Source organism: Roseovarius sp. B08 (genome assembly GCF_051417955.1).
GTDB lineage: Bacteria > Pseudomonadota > Alphaproteobacteria > Rhodobacterales > Rhodobacteraceae > Roseovarius.
The window spans coordinates 3,615,918-3,633,258 of sequence record NZ_JBPRLW010000001.1 but is presented as its reverse complement, the minus strand read 5'-3'; the positions used below and the strand labels follow the sequence as shown (position 1 = coordinate 3,633,258).

General features: G+C 64.2%; 20 protein-coding genes. 19 read left to right on the top strand and 1 reads right to left on the bottom strand.

Going from position 1 to position 17,341, the window contains the following annotated elements; all coding sequences use genetic code 11:
• The first annotated feature begins 22 nt into the window (after positions 1-22).
• From ACSQ76_RS18440 to ACSQ76_RS18410, 7 genes are all read left to right on the top strand, one after another.
• On the top strand, positions 23-373 hold the full coding sequence (locus tag ACSQ76_RS18440; RefSeq protein ID WP_437157695.1) for a hypothetical protein: 351 nt from the start codon (positions 23-25) through the stop codon (positions 371-373).
• Complete coding sequence (locus ACSQ76_RS18435) at positions 373-789, top strand: hypothetical protein (RefSeq protein WP_437157694.1); 417 nt, start codon at positions 373-375, stop codon at positions 787-789. The genes ACSQ76_RS18440 and ACSQ76_RS18435 overlap by 1 nt, the downstream gene beginning before the upstream one ends.
• Before the next feature lie 81 nt (positions 790-870).
• Positions 871-2,175, top strand: a complete 1,305-nt coding sequence (hisD, locus tag ACSQ76_RS18430; RefSeq protein ID WP_437157693.1) for a histidinol dehydrogenase — start codon at positions 871-873, stop codon at positions 2,173-2,175.
• 123 nt (positions 2,176-2,298) lie between these two features.
• Positions 2,299-2,778, top strand: coding sequence for a UPF0262 family protein (locus tag ACSQ76_RS18425; protein WP_152475813.1), 480 nt, complete (start codon positions 2,299-2,301; stop codon positions 2,776-2,778).
• 5 nt (positions 2,779-2,783) lie between these two features.
• Positions 2,784-3,245 (top strand): low molecular weight phosphatase family protein, encoded by a 462-nt coding sequence (locus ACSQ76_RS18420; RefSeq protein WP_437157692.1) that lies wholly within the window; start codon positions 2,784-2,786, stop codon positions 3,243-3,245.
• A complete protein-coding gene (locus tag ACSQ76_RS18415) occupies positions 3,242-3,643 on the top strand; it encodes a ketosteroid isomerase-related protein (protein ID WP_306130797.1) in 402 nt (133 codons plus the stop codon). The genes ACSQ76_RS18420 and ACSQ76_RS18415 overlap by 4 nt, the downstream gene beginning before the upstream one ends.
• Positions 3,643-4,230 carry a GNAT family N-acetyltransferase gene (locus ACSQ76_RS18410; protein WP_437157691.1) on the top strand — a complete coding sequence of 196 codons (588 nt, stop codon included), beginning with the start codon at positions 3,643-3,645 and terminating at the stop codon, positions 4,228-4,230. Before ACSQ76_RS18415 ends, ACSQ76_RS18410 begins: the two co-directional genes overlap by 1 nt.
• Positions 4,231-4,335: 105 nt before the next feature.
• Here the strand turns inward: ACSQ76_RS18410 and ACSQ76_RS18405 are convergent, their stop codons facing one another.
• Positions 4,336-5,118 (bottom strand): maleate cis-trans isomerase family protein, encoded by a 783-nt coding sequence (locus tag ACSQ76_RS18405; RefSeq protein WP_437157690.1) that lies wholly within the window; start codon positions 5,116-5,118, stop codon positions 4,336-4,338.
• A gap of 335 nt (positions 5,119-5,453) precedes the next feature.
• On the opposite strand from ACSQ76_RS18405, the gene ACSQ76_RS18400 reads away from it, so the two are divergent.
• The 12 genes from ACSQ76_RS18400 (at position 5,454) to ACSQ76_RS18345 (ending at position 17,197) form a co-directional block, all read left to right on the top strand.
• Entirely contained in the window at positions 5,454-6,380 is a 927-nt protein-coding gene (locus ACSQ76_RS18400) for a lipid A-modifier LpxR family protein (protein ID WP_437157689.1), read from the top strand.
• Positions 6,381-6,478: 98 nt separating this feature from the next.
• Complete coding sequence (locus ACSQ76_RS18395) at positions 6,479-7,543, top strand: Hint domain-containing protein (protein WP_306130801.1); 1,065 nt, start codon at positions 6,479-6,481, stop codon at positions 7,541-7,543.
• A gap of 178 nt (positions 7,544-7,721) precedes the next feature.
• Positions 7,722-10,598: a monovalent cation/H+ antiporter subunit A gene (locus ACSQ76_RS18390; protein ID WP_437157688.1), complete on the top strand. Its 2,877-nt coding sequence runs from the start codon at positions 7,722-7,724 to the stop codon at positions 10,596-10,598.
• The gene (locus ACSQ76_RS18385) at positions 10,598-10,957 is read left to right on the top strand and encodes a Na+/H+ antiporter subunit C (RefSeq protein WP_306130803.1); all 360 of its coding nucleotides are present in this window, start codon (positions 10,598-10,600) and stop codon (positions 10,955-10,957) included. Before ACSQ76_RS18390 ends, ACSQ76_RS18385 begins: the two co-directional genes overlap by 1 nt.
• Entirely contained in the window at positions 10,954-12,594 is a 1,641-nt protein-coding gene (locus ACSQ76_RS18380; protein ID WP_437157687.1) for a monovalent cation/H+ antiporter subunit D, read from the top strand. Before ACSQ76_RS18385 ends, ACSQ76_RS18380 begins: the two co-directional genes overlap by 4 nt.
• A gap of 1 nt (position 12,595) precedes the next feature.
• Entirely contained in the window at positions 12,596-13,096 is a 501-nt protein-coding gene (locus ACSQ76_RS18375) for a Na+/H+ antiporter subunit E (protein ID WP_306130805.1), read from the top strand.
• A complete protein-coding gene (locus ACSQ76_RS18370; RefSeq protein WP_152475805.1) occupies positions 13,093-13,380 on the top strand; it encodes a K+/H+ antiporter subunit F in 288 nt (95 codons plus the stop codon). Before ACSQ76_RS18375 ends, ACSQ76_RS18370 begins: the two co-directional genes overlap by 4 nt.
• On the top strand, positions 13,377-13,775 hold the full coding sequence (mnhG, locus tag ACSQ76_RS18365; RefSeq protein ID WP_306130806.1) for a monovalent cation/H(+) antiporter subunit G: 399 nt from the start codon (positions 13,377-13,379) through the stop codon (positions 13,773-13,775). Before ACSQ76_RS18370 ends, mnhG begins: the two co-directional genes overlap by 4 nt.
• 205 nt (positions 13,776-13,980) lie before the next feature.
• Positions 13,981-14,322: an ArsR/SmtB family transcription factor gene (locus ACSQ76_RS18360; RefSeq protein ID WP_437157686.1), complete on the top strand. Its 342-nt coding sequence runs from the start codon at positions 13,981-13,983 to the stop codon at positions 14,320-14,322.
• Positions 14,319-14,786 (top strand): SRPBCC family protein, encoded by a 468-nt coding sequence (locus ACSQ76_RS18355; protein ID WP_437157685.1) that lies wholly within the window; start codon positions 14,319-14,321, stop codon positions 14,784-14,786. Before ACSQ76_RS18360 ends, ACSQ76_RS18355 begins: the two co-directional genes overlap by 4 nt.
• Positions 14,787-15,058: 272 nt before the next feature.
• Complete coding sequence (rpsD, locus tag ACSQ76_RS18350; RefSeq protein WP_103763254.1) at positions 15,059-15,679, top strand: 30S ribosomal protein S4; 621 nt, start codon at positions 15,059-15,061, stop codon at positions 15,677-15,679.
• Positions 15,680-15,775: 96 nt separating this feature from the next.
• A complete protein-coding gene (locus tag ACSQ76_RS18345; RefSeq protein ID WP_437157684.1) occupies positions 15,776-17,197 on the top strand; it encodes a homospermidine synthase in 1,422 nt (473 codons plus the stop codon).
• The last annotated feature ends 144 nt before the right edge of the window (positions 17,198-17,341 follow it).

Genomic DNA, 17,341 nt, shown 5'->3' with positions numbered 1-17,341 from the left:
TCCAGAGGCGGGGCCGGCGGGCATGAACATCGCGCGCTTCGTCATCATCGCCGTTCCGCTGGGTGTCGTTCTGATTTATTTCGTCATGCAGTCGCTCACCATCGGCGAGGCCGCGCACCGGGACCTGGTGGATGACGGCAATCTGATGGAGGAGATCCGAAAACGCTCGTTCCCCGGCCTTTACGACGCCATCGAAGCCGGCTTTCCCGAAGACTATGCCGAGCATGTCGAGGAGATCGAGGAGATCGCGCTGGATACCGATGTGGCTCGGCACGACCTCGACCCCGAACTGATGGCCGAAAGCGATGCCTTCGTGGCCGAATTGCGGGCCGATAACGCCATGCATGTCCGCAATGCGGGGCGCGACCCCTGATGGAGATCCAGCGGGCGCAGCTGGCGCTTCTCAAGGGCCTGACCGATGCGCCGGATCTGTGTATTCGCGTCGCCAAGGGCGGGCTGGGCAGGCTGGACCGTGTCGAGCTGAGCCGGATAGAACCGGACCTGCATGGCCGCTGGCTGACCGCGCAGTTCGCGGCGATGGCGGCGGGACGGGACATGCCGGAGAGTTTTGAAAAACCGTCTGAAGCGGACTGGCGGATCTTCCTGCAGGGCTGGCGCGAGGCGGAAGGCGAGACGACGCCCGCGATGCAGGCCTATCTTTGGTCGGACGAGGAGGATCCCGGCCTTTACTGCGAGGGGGCCATCGGGTTTGCCCGGCCGCTGATCGCGGATGCCACGCCGTCGGGCCTGCGTATCCTAGCCGACTATACGGCGAGCCTTGTGCGGTAACACCGAATTGGCGGTGGTGGCGCAGGGGCTTGAGGCGCGGCAGGCGTCGGTCTAAGTCTGCGCGGCGACAGGAGGATGCCCATGCCGGTGCGACTGACCACCAAGGACGAAGATTTCGAGGCGCGGTTCACCGCGCTGCTGAACGCCAAACGTGAAGACAGCCCCGACGTGGACAAAACCGTGGCGCGCATCATCGCAGATGTGCGGGCGCGGGGCGACGCGGCGCTGATCGAACTGACCGCAAAGTTCGACAGGCAGGAACTGACGCCGGACCGGCTGCGGTTTTCGCCACAGGAAATCGCGACACTGGTGGCAGATGTCCCACGGGACGAGATGGCGGCGTTGGAACTGGCGGCCGCGCGCATCCGGGCTTATCACGAACGGCAACTGCCAGAGGATGCCTCTTGGCAGGACGAATGCGGCGCAACGCTGGGCTGGCGCTGGTCGGCGGTCAGCGCGGCGGGCCTTTACGTCCCCGGCGGGCTTGCGTCCTATCCGTCTTCGGTGCTCATGAACGCGATCCCGGCCAAGGTGGCAGGGGTAAAGCGGCTGGCCATCGTGGTGCCGACGCCGGATGGTGTGGCAAATCCCGCCGTCCTGGCCGCAGCACAGATCGCCGGGGTGGACGAGATCTACCGCATGGGCGGGGCGCAGGCAATTGCGGCGCTGGCCTATGGCACCGAAACCATCGCGCCGGTCGACAAGATCACCGGACCGGGCAACGCCTATGTCGCGGCGGCCAAGCGGCGGGTTTTCGGCAGGGTGGGTATCGACATGATCGCCGGGCCGTCGGAGATATTGGTGATCGCCGACCGCGACAACGAGCCGGACTGGATCGCGCTGGACATGCTGAGCCAGGCGGAGCACGACGAGAGCGCGCAGGCCCTGTTGATCACCGATGATGTCGCCTTTGCTGACGCGGTGGAGGCGGCGATAGCGTCGCGGCTGGAAACACTGGAACGTCGGGCGATTGCCGGGGCAAGCTGGCGCGATTTCGGCGCGGTGATCGTGGTCGAAGACATGGACGAGGCCGCGACGCTGGCCAACCGGATCGCGCCGGAACACCTCGAGTTATGCGTGGCCGAGGCCGAAATTTTGGCCGACAAGATCACGCATGCGGGCGCGATGTTCCTTGGCGCCTGGACTCCGGAAGCGATCGGCGACTACGTCGGCGGACCGAATCACGTTCTACCCACGGCACGCTCCGCACGTTTTTCCAGTGGGCTCAACGTGCTGGATTTCATGAAAAAAACCACCATGGCGCGGATGACGCCCGGAGCACTGAAGGCGATCGGACCGGCGGCGGAGACGCTCGCGCAGTCCGAGAGCCTCGAGGCGCACGGGTTGAGCGTACGGGCACGGCTGGACAAGCTGAACGAAGGCTAGCCGGCTGGCTGATCGGGCCTTGCGGGTCACATCGTCGCAAAAACGCCATGACAGGACGTTCGGCTGCATTGCTCGTTCCCGGGGGTGGGGTAGGCAGGATCGAGACTGCCGAAGAGAAGACCCATGAGCCGTATCTGTCATATAGAGTTGGATGATGCCAACCTGCCGCCGCCCACGCCCGAGATCGAGCAGGAGCGGAAAGTGGCGATGTTCGATCTGATCGAGGAGAACTCGTTCAGCCTGCCCATCCGCGACGACCGGGTTGCGCCAGATGGGCCTTACCGCGTTGGGTTGTCGATCCGCGAGAAGCGGCTGGTGTTCGACATTCGCACCGAGGATGATGCGCCCGCAGCGGAATTTCACCTTTCTTTGTCGCCCTTTAGACAGGTGGTCAAGGATTACTGGGCGATCTGCGAAAGCTATTTCGACGCAGTGAAGAACATGCCGCCGAGCCAGATCGAAACCATCGACATGGCCCGCCGGGGCATTCACAACGAGGGCGCCCGGGTGCTTGAGGAGCGGCTGGAGGGCAAGGCGAAGGTGGACAACGATACCGCGCGGCGCCTGTTCACGCTGATCTGCGTGCTGCATTTCGGGAGCTGACGCGAATGGTCGAGGAGCTTCCTCAGTCCGTTCTGTTTTGCTGCGATCATAATGCGGTTCGGTCTCCGATGGCCGAGGGAATCATGAAAAAGTTATATGGCGCAGACACTTACGTCCAATCGGCGGGCGTGATGGGGGACATGGACATCGACGGGTTCTCGATCGCCGTCTGCGACGAGATCGGCGTTGAGCTGGCACGCCACCGCACGCGCAGCTTCGACGAGATGGAGCAATGGGGAGATGATCTGTCCTCGTTTGACCTTGTGGTCGCGCTCAGCCCGGCGAGCCAGCGCAAAGCCCTTGATCTGACACGGGTTTTCCATCTCGACGTCGTTTATTGGCCGATCATGGACCCGACCGGGCTGGGGGAGACGCGGGAGGCGAAGCTGAACGCCTATCGCCAGACGCGCGACCAGATCGTGGAGCATCTGAAGAAAAGGTGGGGAAACCCCAAGGATTTGACATGACTGCAAAAAATGTAATCGACGCGTATTTCCAAGCGTTCAACAAAGGCGACGTGGACGGGATGCTGGAGTGCCTGAGCGAGGACGTGGCGCACCACGTGAACGAAGGGCAGGTGCGGACGGGCAAGGCGGCGTTTGCGGCGTTCTGCGAGCACATGAGCCGGTGCTACAAGGAACACCTTGATAACATGGTGATTTTCGAGGCCGAAGACGGCACGCGAGGCGCGGCGGAGTTTGTGGTTAACGGGACTTACCTGGCGACAGACGAAGGGCTTCCGGAGGCAAAGGGACAAACCTACAAGCTGCCGGCGGGGTCGTTTTTCTCTTTGGAAAACAACAAGATCACGCGGGTCGTGACCTATTACAACCTTGCGGACTGGACGCGGCAGGTCAGCGCCTGATGCGGGTCGAGCGGCTGACGGGCGAGGGGCTTGCGGCGGCGCTGGACGAGGTGGCGCAGCTGCGGATCACGGTTTTTCGTGATTTTCCATACCTTTACGATGGCAATGCCGCCTACGAGCGGGCCTATCTGGAGCCTTATCGGCAGAGCGAGGACGCGATAATGGTGGCGGCGTTCGACGGGGACCGGCTGGTGGGGGCCTCGACGGGGACGCCGATGGAGGACCACGCCGAGGATTTCGGGGCGGCGTTTTCCGGTCAAGATATTGAAATGGAAGATATATTTTATTGTGCCGAGAGCGTTTTGCTGCCCGAGTACCGCGGCCGCGGACTGGGGCATGCGTTCTTCGATGCGCGGGAAGCCCATGCAAGGGCGCTCGGCCGCGACTACGTCGCCTTTTGCGGCGTGGTGCGCCCGAAAGATCATCCTTTGAGACCAGAGGGTTACCGACCTCTGGACGGGTTCTGGCGCAAGCGGGGATATGCCCCGGTCGAGGGGGCCGTGGCGACCTATCGCTGGAAGGATATCGACCAGCCGCAAGAGACCGATCACCCGCTGCAATTCTGGGTGCGGCGACTCGAAGGTTAATAGCGCCGATCGCCCGGGAAAACGGAACGTCGGTATCGTGTCGGTATTTCAGCGGTACGCCAACGGTGCGATTTTCGCGACTGACCGTGGTTAACCGGGCGTGCGCTAGTGGTCGCGCAGAAGCTGCCCGAGACCGGTCAGGCGGTCCTCTATCCCGGCGAGGCGCAACACGTCCCAGAGCATCGCCTGGTTCGAACAGATCACCGGCTTGCCCAAGCGCTGTTCGAGCCGGTCGACCACCTCGATGCTGCGCAACGCGCCGCAACTGATCAGGACGGCGTCGGCCTCGGGGCGGTCGATGGCGCAGGCGAAGTCGAAGATGTAATCGGGCGCGACGCGGATCATTTCGGTGTCGTAGTGGAGGCCCATGCCGTGGGCGGCGAGGACCTCGATGCCGGACCGCGCGAGGAAGCGGGCGACGGTGTCGTTGAGGTCGGAAGTGTAGGGGCTGCCCAAGACGATGCGGCGCAGCCCCAAGGCCCCGAGCGCCTTGCGGACGGACCCGGCGAGTGACGTGGCGTGCGCGCCCGGAGCGCCCCTGGCCAGTTCGGCGCAGGTTTCAGCCTCGCCCACGGCGACGGTGCCCGAAGTACAGGCGAAGGAGATCACGTCGAGGCCATCGTCGGGCAGGATGCGGGCGGCGGCGGTGGCGAGGGTTTCGCGAACCTGCGCGAGGCTGTCGGTGGAGATTTCGCGCGGCATCGAAGCGCGGGCGAAGAAGGCGCCGACGCCGGGGGGAAGGTGGCGAAGCATCTCGTGCTCGGTGGTCTGTTCGTTTGGGATGAGGACAAAGCCGACGCGGGCGCGATGATGGACGCCTTCGTCGAAACGGGGGGCGGAGAGGACCGCCGCGCGGGCGGCGTCGGAAAGGGGGGCAGCGTTGGTCATGCGCGAGGGGCCTTTGCGGTAGGTGTCGGGGTGGAGGGTAGCATGGATCTGGTCCCGGGTCTTCCCGGGGTCGCCGCAACGTCCTCTTTCGGCGATTGCCGAAGTTCGCCGTTCGGTCAGCGGATGATCGTGCGGTGATACGGGACCGGACTTCATCCCGGACTGGATCCGGGATCTCCTGCAACCGTGAGGTCCCGGGTCAGGCCCGGGACGGGTGGCGGAATTGTTGCGTGAAGCCCACGGTGCGGAAATTCGGGAGATCGACAATGGCTCCGCGCGGCGCTTTCGGTGTACCCCTTCAGAGCCCGGGGGGCGAAGGGAATGGGACGATCGACATGACGCGCCTCCTTGCAGCGTTTTTTGCCGCTTTTGCCGTGCTGGCGACGGGTCAGTCCGCCGACGCCACCCCGCGCGAGCGGATCGGCTATGGCTGGCTGGCGACCAACGACATTTTCGGCGACCTGCACGACCGTTGGCAGACCGGCTCGGTCTCGACCAGCCGGATCTGGGGGCGGGGCTGGGACGGGCGTCTGCCGCAGGGATTTGGCGAGGTGCTGGAGCTGCGCTTCAACGGGCGGATCGTGTCGCCCCAAAATCTGAACAGGCCCGCGCCGGGCGACCGGCCCTTTGGCGGCGCGCTGTCGCTGGGGCTGCACACGCATTTCGCCCGAGGTGCGATGGACTATGTCGTGGGCGTGGACGTGGTGGTGACCGGGCCGCAGACCGGCCTCGACGATTTGCAGAAGTTTCTTCACGACTACCTGGGCGGGCGGAACATTTCCGGCCGGGTGCGCCGCAACCAGGTCGGCAATGACGTGAACCCCGAACTGGTGATGGAAGCAGGCCGCAGCTTCGACCTTGGTGGCAACGCCGAGCTTCGGCCCTTTGTCGAAGGGCGCTGGGGGTTCGAGACGCTGGCGCGGGTGGGATTTGACATGACGATCGGCCAGCGCGGGCGCGATGGCCTGCTGGTGCGCGACCCGGTGACCGGCCAGCGGTATGTCGCGGTGCAGGGCAGCGAGGCGCCCGGCGCGAGCTTTGTCTTCGGCGCGGACGTGGCCTATGTGGACAGCAGCGAACTGTTGAACCGCGACCGGGGCATTCAGCTGACAGATGCGCGGACAAGGGTGCGCACGGGCGTCAACTGGCAGGGCAAACGGGGTGGCACGGTGTTCTATGGCCTGACCTGGCTGGGCGAGGAATTCGAGGCGCAGAAGGAAGGCCAGCTTGTGGGCTCCGTGCGACTGCGCCTCAATTTCTGAACGTAACCCCTTGAAATTTCTTCCCACAGTGATTCGCGCCTGTTAGGTTGCCGGCACAAAAAGACTAAAAAAGACTACAAAAGGCAGGCATACAGGCAATGGGAACGACCTTTCGGGGCGCGTTCGTCATATCCTGGTCGCAGACGGAAGTGGACGGTTTGGACGCCGCTCCTGTCCAGTCTCTGAACGTGGGGGCCGCATGGTCCTGGCGCGGGGATCTGGTGCGGGTGGACGGGCCTAACGAAGTTCTGCGCCTGGAGCGGACGGAACGGGACGCAATGAGCCGCAAATGCGCGGCCAAGCTGGTGCGGCGGCTGGTGAAGGCCGCGCGCACGGGCACGACGCAACTGGACGAGGTGGAGGTGCGCGAGCCGCTGATGGACAGCGGATTCGTGGTGACCAACGGAGTTCGAAGCTATACCATCACGGTGATCGACGTGGGGCATGGTGCGCCGCCACTGCTGATGTTCCTTGACGACATTCCGCCGAGAAATACCGAGATGTGGGTGGTGCATCAGGCGCTGGGCGCGCATCGCAGCCAGACGACGGACGTGGAAAGCGGCGGGGTGATCTGTTTCACGCCGGGCACCCGGATCGAGACGCCGGACGGGCCACGGTTGATCGAGGAGTTGCGCGAGGGCGACTATGTGCAGACCAAGGACAACGGCGCGGAGGAAATCCAGTGGATCGGCAGCCGCCGGATGACCGGGGCGCGGCTCTTTGCGATGCCGCATCTGCGGCCGGTGCGCATTCGCGCGGGCGCGCTGGGCGTCGAGCGGCCGGACGAGGAACTGCTGGTCAGCCCCGAGCACCGGATGCTGGTCGAGGGCGAGATCGCGCAGACGCTCTACAACACGCCCGAGGTTCTGGTGTCGGCCAAGGACCTGATCAACGGCGGCAACATCGCCATCGACCTTGCGGCGCGGGAGGTGACCTATGTGCATCTGCTGTTGCCGCGCCATCAGGTGCTGTGGGCCAACGGGGTGCAGACCGAGAGCTTTCATCCCGCCTCGGCCTCGCTTCAGGCGCTGGACGAGGACGATCGCAAGCGGCTTCTGGAGTACAATCCGACGCTGGAATTCGAGCCGCAGACCTATGGCGGGTTCGCGCGGCGCAACCTGAGCGCGTCGGAAGCGGCGATCCTGATGCACGAGGCGGCCTGACGCGACAGAAGGTTGCAGGCGGGATGTCCCGAGAGATGTACCGTGCTGCATATGCACGAATTTATGATGCAATAACCACCCCTTATATCGAGGGCCCGGTGTCGTTTTTTCTTGCACTCCCGTCGCTGGAATGCAGTTTAGGCCGGAATTTACGAACCTGTTACGCCAAGGAGTTCGCGTGTCCCTCTTCTTTATCGTAGCACTTCCGTTTTTCGGCGCCCTGCTGCCGGGCTTGATGAATTCGGCGGGGCGGTCCTCGTGCGCCGGGGTCACGTTCACGGTGTCGCTGGCGGCGTTCATCGGGCTTTTGACCAACCTTCCGACGGTTCTGGCCGGGGGCACGGTGATGGCGCAGATCGACTGGATGCCGGCGCTGGGGCTGAACTTCACGCTGATGCTGGACGGGCTGGGGTTCTTCTTTGCCTTCCTGATCCTGGGCATCGGGATGCTGATCATCGCCTATGGCCGGCAATACCTGAGCCGCGAAGACCATATGGGCGAGTTCTTCACCTACCTGCTGCTGTTCCAGGGCGCGATGGTTGGGATCGTGCTGAGCGACAATATCCTGCTTTTGCTGGTGTTCTGGGAGTTGACCTCGCTGTCGTCCTTCCTGCTGATCGGCTATTGGAAGCATCTGCCCGAGGGTCGACAGGGCGCGCGGATGGCGCTGGCGGTGACCGGTATGGGTGGCCTGGCGATGATCGGGGGGATGCTGATCCTGGGCCAGATCGTGGGCAGCTACGACCTGAGCGTGATCCTGCAAAACCGCGAGATGATCCAGGCCGATCCGATGTACGTGCCGGCGCTGATCCTGATCCTGCTGGGGTGTTTCACCAAGTCGGCGCAGTTCCCGTTCCATTTCTGGTTGCCGCACGCGATGGCGGCGCCGACGCCGGTCAGCGCCTACCTGCATTCGGCCACCATGGTGAAGGCGGGCATCTTCCTGATGGCGCGGATGTGGCCGGTTCTGTCGGGCACGCCGGAATGGTTCGTGATCGTCACCACGGCGGGGCTGATCACGATGGTGCTGGGCGCGGTGATTGCGCTCTTCAAGCATGACCTGAAGGCGCTGCTGGCGTTCTCGACGGTCAGTCACCTGGGGCTGATCACGATGCTGCTGGGCACCGGGACGGCGTTTGGCGCGATGGCGGCGGTGTTTCACATCCTGAACCACGCGACGTTCAAGGCGGCGCTGTTCATGTCGGCGGGGATCATCGACCACGAGGCACACACGCGGGATATTCGTCTGCTTGGTGGGTTGCGCAAGCTGATGCCGGTGACGTTCGTGATCGCCACGCTGGCCGCACTCTCGATGGCGGGGATTCCGTTCCTGAACGGCTTTCTGTCCAAGGAAATGATGCTGGAGGAGGCCAACCACACGGTGCTGTTCGACACGTGGTGGTTCGTGCCGGCGCTGGCGGTGATTGGCTCGCTGTTTTCGGCCGCCTATTGCTTCCGTTTCATTTCGCACACGTTCCTGGGGCCGGTGCGCGACGATTACCCGGCCAAGCCGCATGATCCGCCGGCGGGCATGTGGCTGCCGCCCGCGATCCTGGTCGTGCTGGTGGTGGTGATCGGCGTGGCGCCGTTCCTGGTGCAGGATTTCGTGTTCCTTGTGGCCAAGGCGGTGATCGGCGGGGTCGAGCCGCTGGAGGTGAAATACATCAAGATCTGGCACGGGCTGGTCCCGGCGCTTTACATGTCGATCGCCGCCGTGGTGGGCGGGCTGATCGTGCTGGCGCTGTTCAAGCCGTTGCTCAAGCTGTGGGATGCGGCGCCGCGGCCCGAGGCCAAGGTGATCTTCGAGTGGATCGTCGAGACGGCAGCGGCGGGGGCGCGGGCGCTGATCCATCCGATTCATAACGGATCGTTCACGCGCTATGCCGCAGTGGGGTCGGTGGCGATCATCGTGGTGGGCTATTATGCGTGGGCCACCGGGACCGTGGCGGAAGCCACGCGCAGCATGCAGCCCGCGACGGCCGTGACCATCGCCGGATGGCTGATGCTGGTGGCGGCGACCGGGGCGCTGGTGATCCTGCATCGCAACCGCTTCTTCTCGTTGATCCTGATCGGGATCGTGGGGCTGATGGTGTCGGTGGGCTTCATCTTCTTCAGTGCGCCGGATCTGGCGATGACGCAGTTCACCGTCGAGGTGGTGACGATCATCCTGTTGCTTCTGGCGCTGAATTTCCTGCCCAAGACGACGCCGGTGGAAAGCAGCCTGCTGCGCCGGGTGCGCGATGCGGGCGTGGGCATCGTCGGTGGGCTGGCGGCATTCGGGCTGTCCTATCACTACCTTCTGCGCGACGCGGTGAGCAGCCCGATTTCCGAGTATCATCTGGCCAACTCCTATAAGGGCGGCGGCGGGACCAATGTGGTGAACGTGATCCTCGTCGATTTCCGGGGTTTCGACACTTATGGCGAGATCATCGTGCTGGGGATCGCGGCACTGCTGATCTATGCGCTGACCGAGACGCTGCTGAACAGCAACGTGCGGGCGCGGCTGCTGAACCGCAAGCCGGACCAGCCGCGGGCGGGCGACATGCATCCGATGATGATGGTGGTGCTGACGCGGGTGATCATGCCGGTGGTCATGATGGTCGGTTTCTACATCTTCCTGCGCGGCCATAACGAGCCTGGCGGCGGGTTCATCGCCGGGCTGGTCGTGTCGATCGGCGTGGTGATGCAGTACATGGCGAGCGGCTTTGCCTGGACGTCACAGCGGTTGAGATACCCCTATCACGGGGTGATCGGCGCCGGCGTCCTGATTGCCGGGCTGACCGGCATCGGGTCGTGGTTCGTGGGCAAGCCGTTCCTGACCTCGGATTTCACCTATGTGCGCATCCCGCCCTTCGAAAAGTTCGAGCTGGCGACGGCGGCGCTGTTCGACCTGGGCGTGTTCCTGGCCGTGGTGGGCGCGGTGATGCTGAGCCTTGAGAGCTTCTCGCGGCTGGCGCGGCGGGCGCATACGCCGGACACGGAACACCCGATGGACATCGATCCGTCACGGGATGACCCGCCGAAAACGGTGGGCGCAAGCGGGGGGCCTGTCTGATGGAGTTTCTTGTTGCATCGGCCATCGGTGTCATGACCGCGGGCGGCCTCTACCTTGTGCTGCGGCTTCGGACCTTTCCGGTGATCCTTGGAATTTCGCTGCTGACCTATGCGGTGAACGTGTTCCTGTTCGCCTCGGGGCGGCTGACCGTGGGGGCGCCGCCGGTACTGGTGGACGGGGTGGAGACCTATACCGATCCGCTGCCGCAGGCGCTGGTGCTGACGGCGATCGTGATCTCGTTCGGGATGACGGCGGTGGTGGTGATGATCGCGCTGGGATCGTTCCTGGGTGCGGATGACGACCACGTGGACGACCAGCCCGAGGAAGACGAAGACGCGCAGGCGGAGGGCCAGCAATGACCCATTGGATTATCGCGCCCGTCGTGCTGCCGGCGTTGCTGGCGCCGTTCATCGTGCTGGCCGCACGGTTTCATTTCGGAATTCAGCGGGCCTTTTCCGTGGCCGGTGTCGTGGCGCTGATCGCCATTTCGGCAAGCCTTGCGTGGTCCGTGTCGGACGGTGACGTTATCCTCTACCAGTTGAGCGACTGGGCCGCGCCCTTCGGCATCGTGCTGGTGGGCGACCGGCTGTCGACGCTGATGGTGCTGCTGACCTCGGTGCTGGCGCTGTTCGTGCTGCTTTATGCCATCGGGTCGAGATGGGACGAGCGGGGCTGGCATTTCCATGCGCTGTTCCAGTTCCAGTTGATGGGGATCATGGGCGCGTTCCTGACCGGCGACCTTTTCAACCTGTTCGTGTTCTTCGAGGTGCTGCTGATCGCCTCCTACGGCCTGATGATCCATGCGGGCGGCAATGAACGGTTGCGGGCGGGGGTGCAGTATGTGCTCTACAACCTCATCGGCTCGACGCTGTTTCTGTTCGCGCTGGGTTCGATCTATGCCGAGGCGGGGACGCTGAACATGGCGGACCTCGCGCAGCGGGTCACGCAGATCGGCGCGGAAGAGACCGTGGGCATCCGGGTGGCCGCCGTGCTGCTGCTGCTGGTATTCGCCATCAAGGCGGCGCTGGTGCCGCTGCATTTCTGGCTGCCGTCGAGCTATGCCGAGGCACCGGCGCCGGTGGCGGCCCTCTTTGCGATCATGACCAAGGTGGGGGCCTATGCCATCATCCGGGTCTACACGATGATCTTTCCGCCCGACCTGGAGGCGACGGCGGGGCTGCACGTGGTGTGGCTGATGCCGGCCGCGCTGGTGTCGCTGGCGATCGGCATGATCGGCGTGCTGGCGGCCAAGAAGCTGGACCGGCTGGTGGCGTTCTCGATCATCGGGTCGATGGGCATGGTGATGGTGGCGATTGCGCTGTTCACCGAGGACGGGATCGCGGCGGCGCTCTATTACATCGTGCATTCGACGCTGGCGGGCGCGATCCTGTTCCTGATCACCGACCTGGCGCGGTCGGGGCGCGACAACCTGAACCTGACGGCACAGCCGCCGGTGGCGGGGGCGGCACTGACGGCGGGGCTGTTCTTTGTCGGCGCGATTGCCATGGCGGGCCTGCCGCCGCTGTCGGGGTTCCTGGGCAAGCTGCTGGTGCTGGACGCAGCCTATGACAGCGCGCAGATGGCGTGGATCTGGGCCGTGGTGCTGGCCTCCAGCCTGATCAGCATCGTCGGGTTTGCCCGGGCGGGCAGCAACGTGTTCTGGAAGGCCCGCAGCGTCGCGCGGCCCGAGGGGGCGCCGCTGGTGGCCGCGCCGTCGGCGCTGAGCTATACCGCTGTCGGCGGGCTGGTGGCGCTGTTGATTGCGCATACGGTCTTTGCCGGGCAGGTGCACGGCTATACCAGGGCGATCTCGGCACAGCTGTTCGCGCCCGAGCCTTACATCTCAACCGTGCTGGAAACGCCGGGCAAGCTGGGCCGGCCCGAGGACAAGGCCAAGGGCAGCTATGGGGACGACGCCCATGGCGACGGCGATGACGCGGCCGCGGGCGAGACCAGCGGCGGCTATGGTGACGAGCAAGAGGACGAGGGGTACTGACATGACGCGCGCGTTCTACTGGCTGATCCCGCATCCTTTCCTGACCCTGCTGCTGACGCTGGTTTGGGTGCTGTTGCAGAACGGATTTTCCGCCGGGATGGCGGTGTTCGGGCTGATCCTGGGCATCATCATCCCCTGGATGACGTCGATCTGGTGGCCGGACACGCCCAAGGGCTTCAACCTGTTCCGTATGTTCACCTATGGCCTGATCGTGATCTGGGACATCATCATCGCCAACCTTCAGGTGGCGTGGATCGTGCTGACGGTGCCGAACGACAAGCTGAAGCCGGCCTGGATCGTGGTGCCACTGGATCTGCGCCAGCCCGAGGCGATCACCGTCCTGGCAGGCACGATCACGCTGACGCCCGGCACGGTGTCGTCGGACCTGTCGGATGAGGGGCACAGCCTGTTGGTGCACGTGCTGCACACCGACGACCCGGACGGCGTGCGCGACGAGATCAAGACCCGCTACGAGGCCCGGCTGGAGGAGATTTTCGGATGAGCAACCCTGCCGACATCATGGATATCGCGATCGTCATTTCTTTCGTGGCGCTGGCACTGGGGCAGCTTCTTTCGATGGTGCGCCTGGTAATGGGGCCGACGCCGGGGGACCGGATCCTGGCGCTGGACACGATGGTGATCAACGCGCTGGGGCTGGTTGTGATGGTGGGCATCTACCAGGGCGTGCAGGTCTATTTCGAGGTCACGTTGCTGATCGCGATGCTGGGCTTCGTTTCCACGGTCGCGCTGGCGCGGTTCATCCTGAGGGGGGACATCATCGAATGAGCTGGATCGACATCGGATATCTTGCCGTCGCGTTCTGCCTGCTGGTGGGCTCGGGCTTCGTCATGGTAGGCGTCTTCGGCCTGCTGAAGTTCAACGACCCGATGGCGCGCCTGCACGCGCCCACCAAGGTGGGCACGCTGGGGATCGGGATGTTCCTGCTGGCGTCGTTGATCCACTCTTTCCTGATTGGCGACAGGTCCTTTCACGAGCCGCTGATCATGGCGTTTCTGTTCGTGACGGCGCCGATCTCGGCGCATTTCATCGCCAAGGTTAACATCCACAAGCGGGCCTGCGAGACCCCGCCCAGTCCGCCGCGGGATGACACGTGGTCGACCCTGACGGACCCGGACGTGGAGAAAGAGGCCGAGGCGGACGCGGCGAAGGCGCGGGAGTAGGCGCGCGACAGGGTGGCGTGAGGTCCCGGATCGGGTCCGGGACGGCAGTTTTCCAATTTTGCACACGCGGAACAAGGGGTGACGGCGCGCCTTGGGGCCGCGCCGCCGCGTGGGTTTTCACCCGCCCTACATGAACTTCGGCTAAAAGTTAGCTTTTTGACTTAGTGTTATTGACGCGGCCCCGCTTGGTGGATTACTTAGTCGTATGGCTAAGTATGATTCGAAGCTGGACCTGTGTTTCTCCGCGCTGGGTGATCCGACGCGGCGGGTTATCCTGCAACGGCTGGCACGCGGCCCCGCGAGTGTCAGCGAACTGGCCGCGCCACACGACATGGCGCTGCCGTCCTTCATGAGCCACCTGAAAAAGTTGGAGGAGGCCGGGCTGGTCACCTCCGACAAGCAGGGCCGGACCCGGACCTGCACCCTGGCCCCGGACGCGTTCGCGCCGGTCGACGACTGGCTGAGCGAGCAGCGCCGGATCTGGGAAGGCCGGCTGGATCAGCTGGACGATTACGTTGCAACCCTGATGAAGGACCGAAAGACATGAACCTGAATCCCGAAACCGATCTGAGCTTTACCCGCACCCTGAACGCTCCGCGTGCGCTGATCTGGGGGTGCTGGACCACGCCGGAGCACATCAAGCATTTCTTCGTGCCCAAGCCGCACAGCATCGAGAGCTGCGAAATCGACCTGCGCGTGGGCGGGCGGTTCAACACGGTGATGAACGTGGACGGACACCTGATGGACAACAAGGGCGTATACCTGGAGGTGGTCGAGATGGAACGGCTGGTCTTTACCGATACCTATACCGAGGGCTGGGCGCCGGTGCCGGACCCGTTCATGACGGCGATCCTGGACCTGGAGGACGACGGTCAGGGCGGCACGATCTATACCGCGACGGCGCGGCACCGGTCGCCCGAGGCGAAGAAGACCCACGAGGACATGGGGTTCTTCGATGGTTGGGGCACGGTGGCGACGCAGTTGGAGGAGTACGCGCAGAGCTTGAGGTAGAGGGCGAGGGCGCGTGGGTTTTCACCCACCCTACGCCTGCGTTGCGGGAAATGTGCGGATTGAGCGAAGCGACGTGTTGACTCTGCCCCGAACCCTTATATAAGCGCCGCTTCATTGGTGTTGGTGGCCCTCGCAAGGGGATGCCTGTCGCCCGAGAGCCCGGATCAAGTCCGGGACAGGGAAAGGACAACGCCCTTCCTGTCCACGCCCCGAAAAGTGGAAACCGGTTTTCGGGTCAAGGCGTGGAAGCAAATCGAGAAGGAGATCAGCAGATGACGAAGAGAACTGCTGCCAAATACAAGATCGACCGCCGGATGGGCGAAAACATCTGGGGGCGTCCGAAATCCCCGGTCAACCGCCGCGAATACGGCCCCGGCCAGCATGGCCAGCGCCGCAAGGCGAAGATTTCCGACTTCGGCCTGCAGTTGCGCGCGAAGCAGAAGCTGAAGGGCTATTACGGCGACCTGACCGAAAAGCAATTCCGCCGCATCTTCCGCGAGGCCGAGCGTCTGAAAGGCGACACCGGCGAGCTGCTGATCGGCCTGCTGGAGCGCCGGTTGGACGCGGTCGTGTACCGTGCCAAGTTCGTGCCGACCATCTTTGCCGCGCGTCAGTTCGTGAACCACCGCCACGTGCGCGTGAACGGTCAACTGGTGAACATCCCGTCCTACCGTGTTAAAGAGGGCGACGTGATCGAGGTTCGCGACCGTTCCAAGCAGATGGCCGCCATCCTGGAAGCCACGCAACTGCCCGAGCGCGACGTGCCGGACTATATCGACGTGGACAATTCCAAGCTGACCGCGACCTTCGTGCGGACGCCGTCCTTGGGCGACGTGCCGTACCCGGTGATGATGGAACCGAACCTGGTCATCGAATTCTACGCGCAGAACTAAGCCTCTTAGGTCTGCAGCACCTGATCCGGAAGGCCGCGCCGCTGGGCGCGGCCTTTTGCATTTGCAAGGCATTTGAAGCTGGAGGAGACGCAGAGCATGGCACAGGACTTTCCAAAGTACGGGCGTATCGACGGGACCATCGTGATGATCGGCTTCGGGTCGATCGCAAAGGGGACCTGGCCGCTGATCGAGCGGCATTTCGACTATGACGCCGACAAATTCGTGGTGATCGAGCCGAACGCGGCCAATCACGAGGCGTTGCGCGAGCTTGGCTTGCGGTTTGTTCCCGAGGCGGTGACGGCGGAGAATTACCGCGACCTGCTGGGCGGGCTGATCGAGCCGGGCAAGGGGTTCGTGGTGAATCTGAGCGTGGATACCTCGTCGCTCGACCTGATGAAGTTCTGCCGCGAGCAGGGCGTACTTTACATCGACACGGTGGTGGAGCCCTGGGCGGGGTATTACTTCGACACGACAGACAACGCGGCGCGGACGAACTATGCCCTGCGGCAGGCGGTGCGGGACGAGAAGGCGGCCAATCCGGGCGGGACCACGGCGGTGAGTTGCTGCGGGGCCAACCCCGGGATGGTGAGCTGGTTCGTGAAGGAAGCGTTGCTGACTCTGGCCCGCGATACCGGCAAGGATGCGGACGCGCCGAAGGACCGGGAAGGCTGGGCCAGGCTGATGCAGGGGCTGGGCGTGAAGGGCGTGCATATCGCCGAGCGCGACACGCAGGCGCGGGCGCTGCCGCGGCCACGGGGGCATTTCGTCAACACATGGTCGGTCGAAGGCTTCATCGCCGAGGGGTTCCAGCCCGCCGAGCTGGGCTGGGGCACGCATGAGACGTGGTTTCCCGAGAACGGGCACAGCCATGAGACGGGCTGTCGAGCGGGCATCTGGCTGGAGCGGCCGGGGGCGATCACGCGTGTGCATACGTGGTGCCCGACGCCGGGGCCACAATTCGGGTTCCTGGTGACCCATAACGAGGCGATCTCGATTTCCGACTTCTACACGGTCGGCGCGGCGGAAGCGCCGGAGTTCCGGCCCACCTGCCACTATGCCTATCACCCCTGCGACGACGCGGTGCTGTCGCTGCACGAGATGTTCGGCGCGGGCCGGCAGCAGACCATGCACGAGATCCTGGACGTGGACGAGATCGTGACCGGCATCGATGAGCTGGGCGTGCTGCTTTACGGGCATGAGAAGAACGCGATGTGGTACGGCTCGCGCCTGTCGAACGTGGAGACCAAGGACCTTGCGCCCTACCAGAACGCGACCGGGCTGCAGGTTACGAGCGCGGTGCTGGCGGGCATGGTCTGGGCGCTGGAGAACCCGCAAGCGGGCATCGTGGAGACCGACGAGATGGACCATGCCCGGTGCCTCGAGGTGCAGCGGCCGTATCTGGGACCGGTGGAGGCGCATTATACCGACTGGACGCCCTTGCAGGACCGGTGGGAGCATTTCCCCGAGGATATCGACGAGAGCGATCCGTGGCTTTTCCGGAACGTGCTGGCGTCATGAGACGGGCGCGGCGTGGTCTGGACGCCGCAGGTCGTGTGATTTGATCATCGCGGGGCTGGTCACGACACGCCGCTGTCGGTAATGCGGACGAGGACCACCTGTTCCGGGCTGCTGCGGCCCGGCACAGTGCGTGTCGCTGCCCCG

Bases quoted from the DNA above. Each gene is read 5' to 3' on its own strand.
- ACSQ76_RS18440 (WP_437157695.1), top strand. From the start codon at position 23: ATGAACATCGCGCGCTTCGTCATCATCGCCGTTCCGCTGGGTGTCGTT.
- ACSQ76_RS18435 (WP_437157694.1), top strand. From the start codon at position 373: ATGGAGATCCAGCGGGCGCAGCTGGCGCTTCTCAAGGGCCTGACCGAT.
- hisD (WP_437157693.1), top strand. From the start codon at position 871: ATGCCGGTGCGACTGACCACCAAGGACGAAGATTTCGAGGCGCGGTTC.
- ACSQ76_RS18425 (WP_152475813.1), top strand. From the start codon at position 2,299: ATGAGCCGTATCTGTCATATAGAGTTGGATGATGCCAACCTGCCGCCG.
- ACSQ76_RS18420 (WP_437157692.1), top strand. From the start codon at position 2,784: ATGGTCGAGGAGCTTCCTCAGTCCGTTCTGTTTTGCTGCGATCATAAT.
- ACSQ76_RS18415 (WP_306130797.1), top strand. From the start codon at position 3,242: ATGACTGCAAAAAATGTAATCGACGCGTATTTCCAAGCGTTCAACAAA.
- ACSQ76_RS18410 (WP_437157691.1), top strand. From the start codon at position 3,643: ATGCGGGTCGAGCGGCTGACGGGCGAGGGGCTTGCGGCGGCGCTGGAC.
- ACSQ76_RS18405 (WP_437157690.1), bottom strand. From the start codon at position 5,118: ATGACCAACGCTGCCCCCCTTTCCGACGCCGCCCGCGCGGCGGTCCTC.
- ACSQ76_RS18400 (WP_437157689.1), top strand. From the start codon at position 5,454: ATGACGCGCCTCCTTGCAGCGTTTTTTGCCGCTTTTGCCGTGCTGGCG.
- ACSQ76_RS18395 (WP_306130801.1), top strand. From the start codon at position 6,479: ATGGGAACGACCTTTCGGGGCGCGTTCGTCATATCCTGGTCGCAGACG.
- ACSQ76_RS18385 (WP_306130803.1), top strand. From the start codon at position 10,598: ATGGAGTTTCTTGTTGCATCGGCCATCGGTGTCATGACCGCGGGCGGC.
- ACSQ76_RS18380 (WP_437157687.1), top strand. From the start codon at position 10,954: ATGACCCATTGGATTATCGCGCCCGTCGTGCTGCCGGCGTTGCTGGCG.
- ACSQ76_RS18375 (WP_306130805.1), top strand. From the start codon at position 12,596: ATGACGCGCGCGTTCTACTGGCTGATCCCGCATCCTTTCCTGACCCTG.
- ACSQ76_RS18370 (WP_152475805.1), top strand. From the start codon at position 13,093: ATGAGCAACCCTGCCGACATCATGGATATCGCGATCGTCATTTCTTTC.
- mnhG (WP_306130806.1), top strand. From the start codon at position 13,377: ATGAGCTGGATCGACATCGGATATCTTGCCGTCGCGTTCTGCCTGCTG.
- ACSQ76_RS18360 (WP_437157686.1), top strand. From the start codon at position 13,981: ATGGCTAAGTATGATTCGAAGCTGGACCTGTGTTTCTCCGCGCTGGGT.
- ACSQ76_RS18355 (WP_437157685.1), top strand. From the start codon at position 14,319: ATGAACCTGAATCCCGAAACCGATCTGAGCTTTACCCGCACCCTGAAC.
- rpsD (WP_103763254.1), top strand. From the start codon at position 15,059: ATGACGAAGAGAACTGCTGCCAAATACAAGATCGACCGCCGGATGGGC.
- ACSQ76_RS18345 (WP_437157684.1), top strand. From the start codon at position 15,776: ATGGCACAGGACTTTCCAAAGTACGGGCGTATCGACGGGACCATCGTG.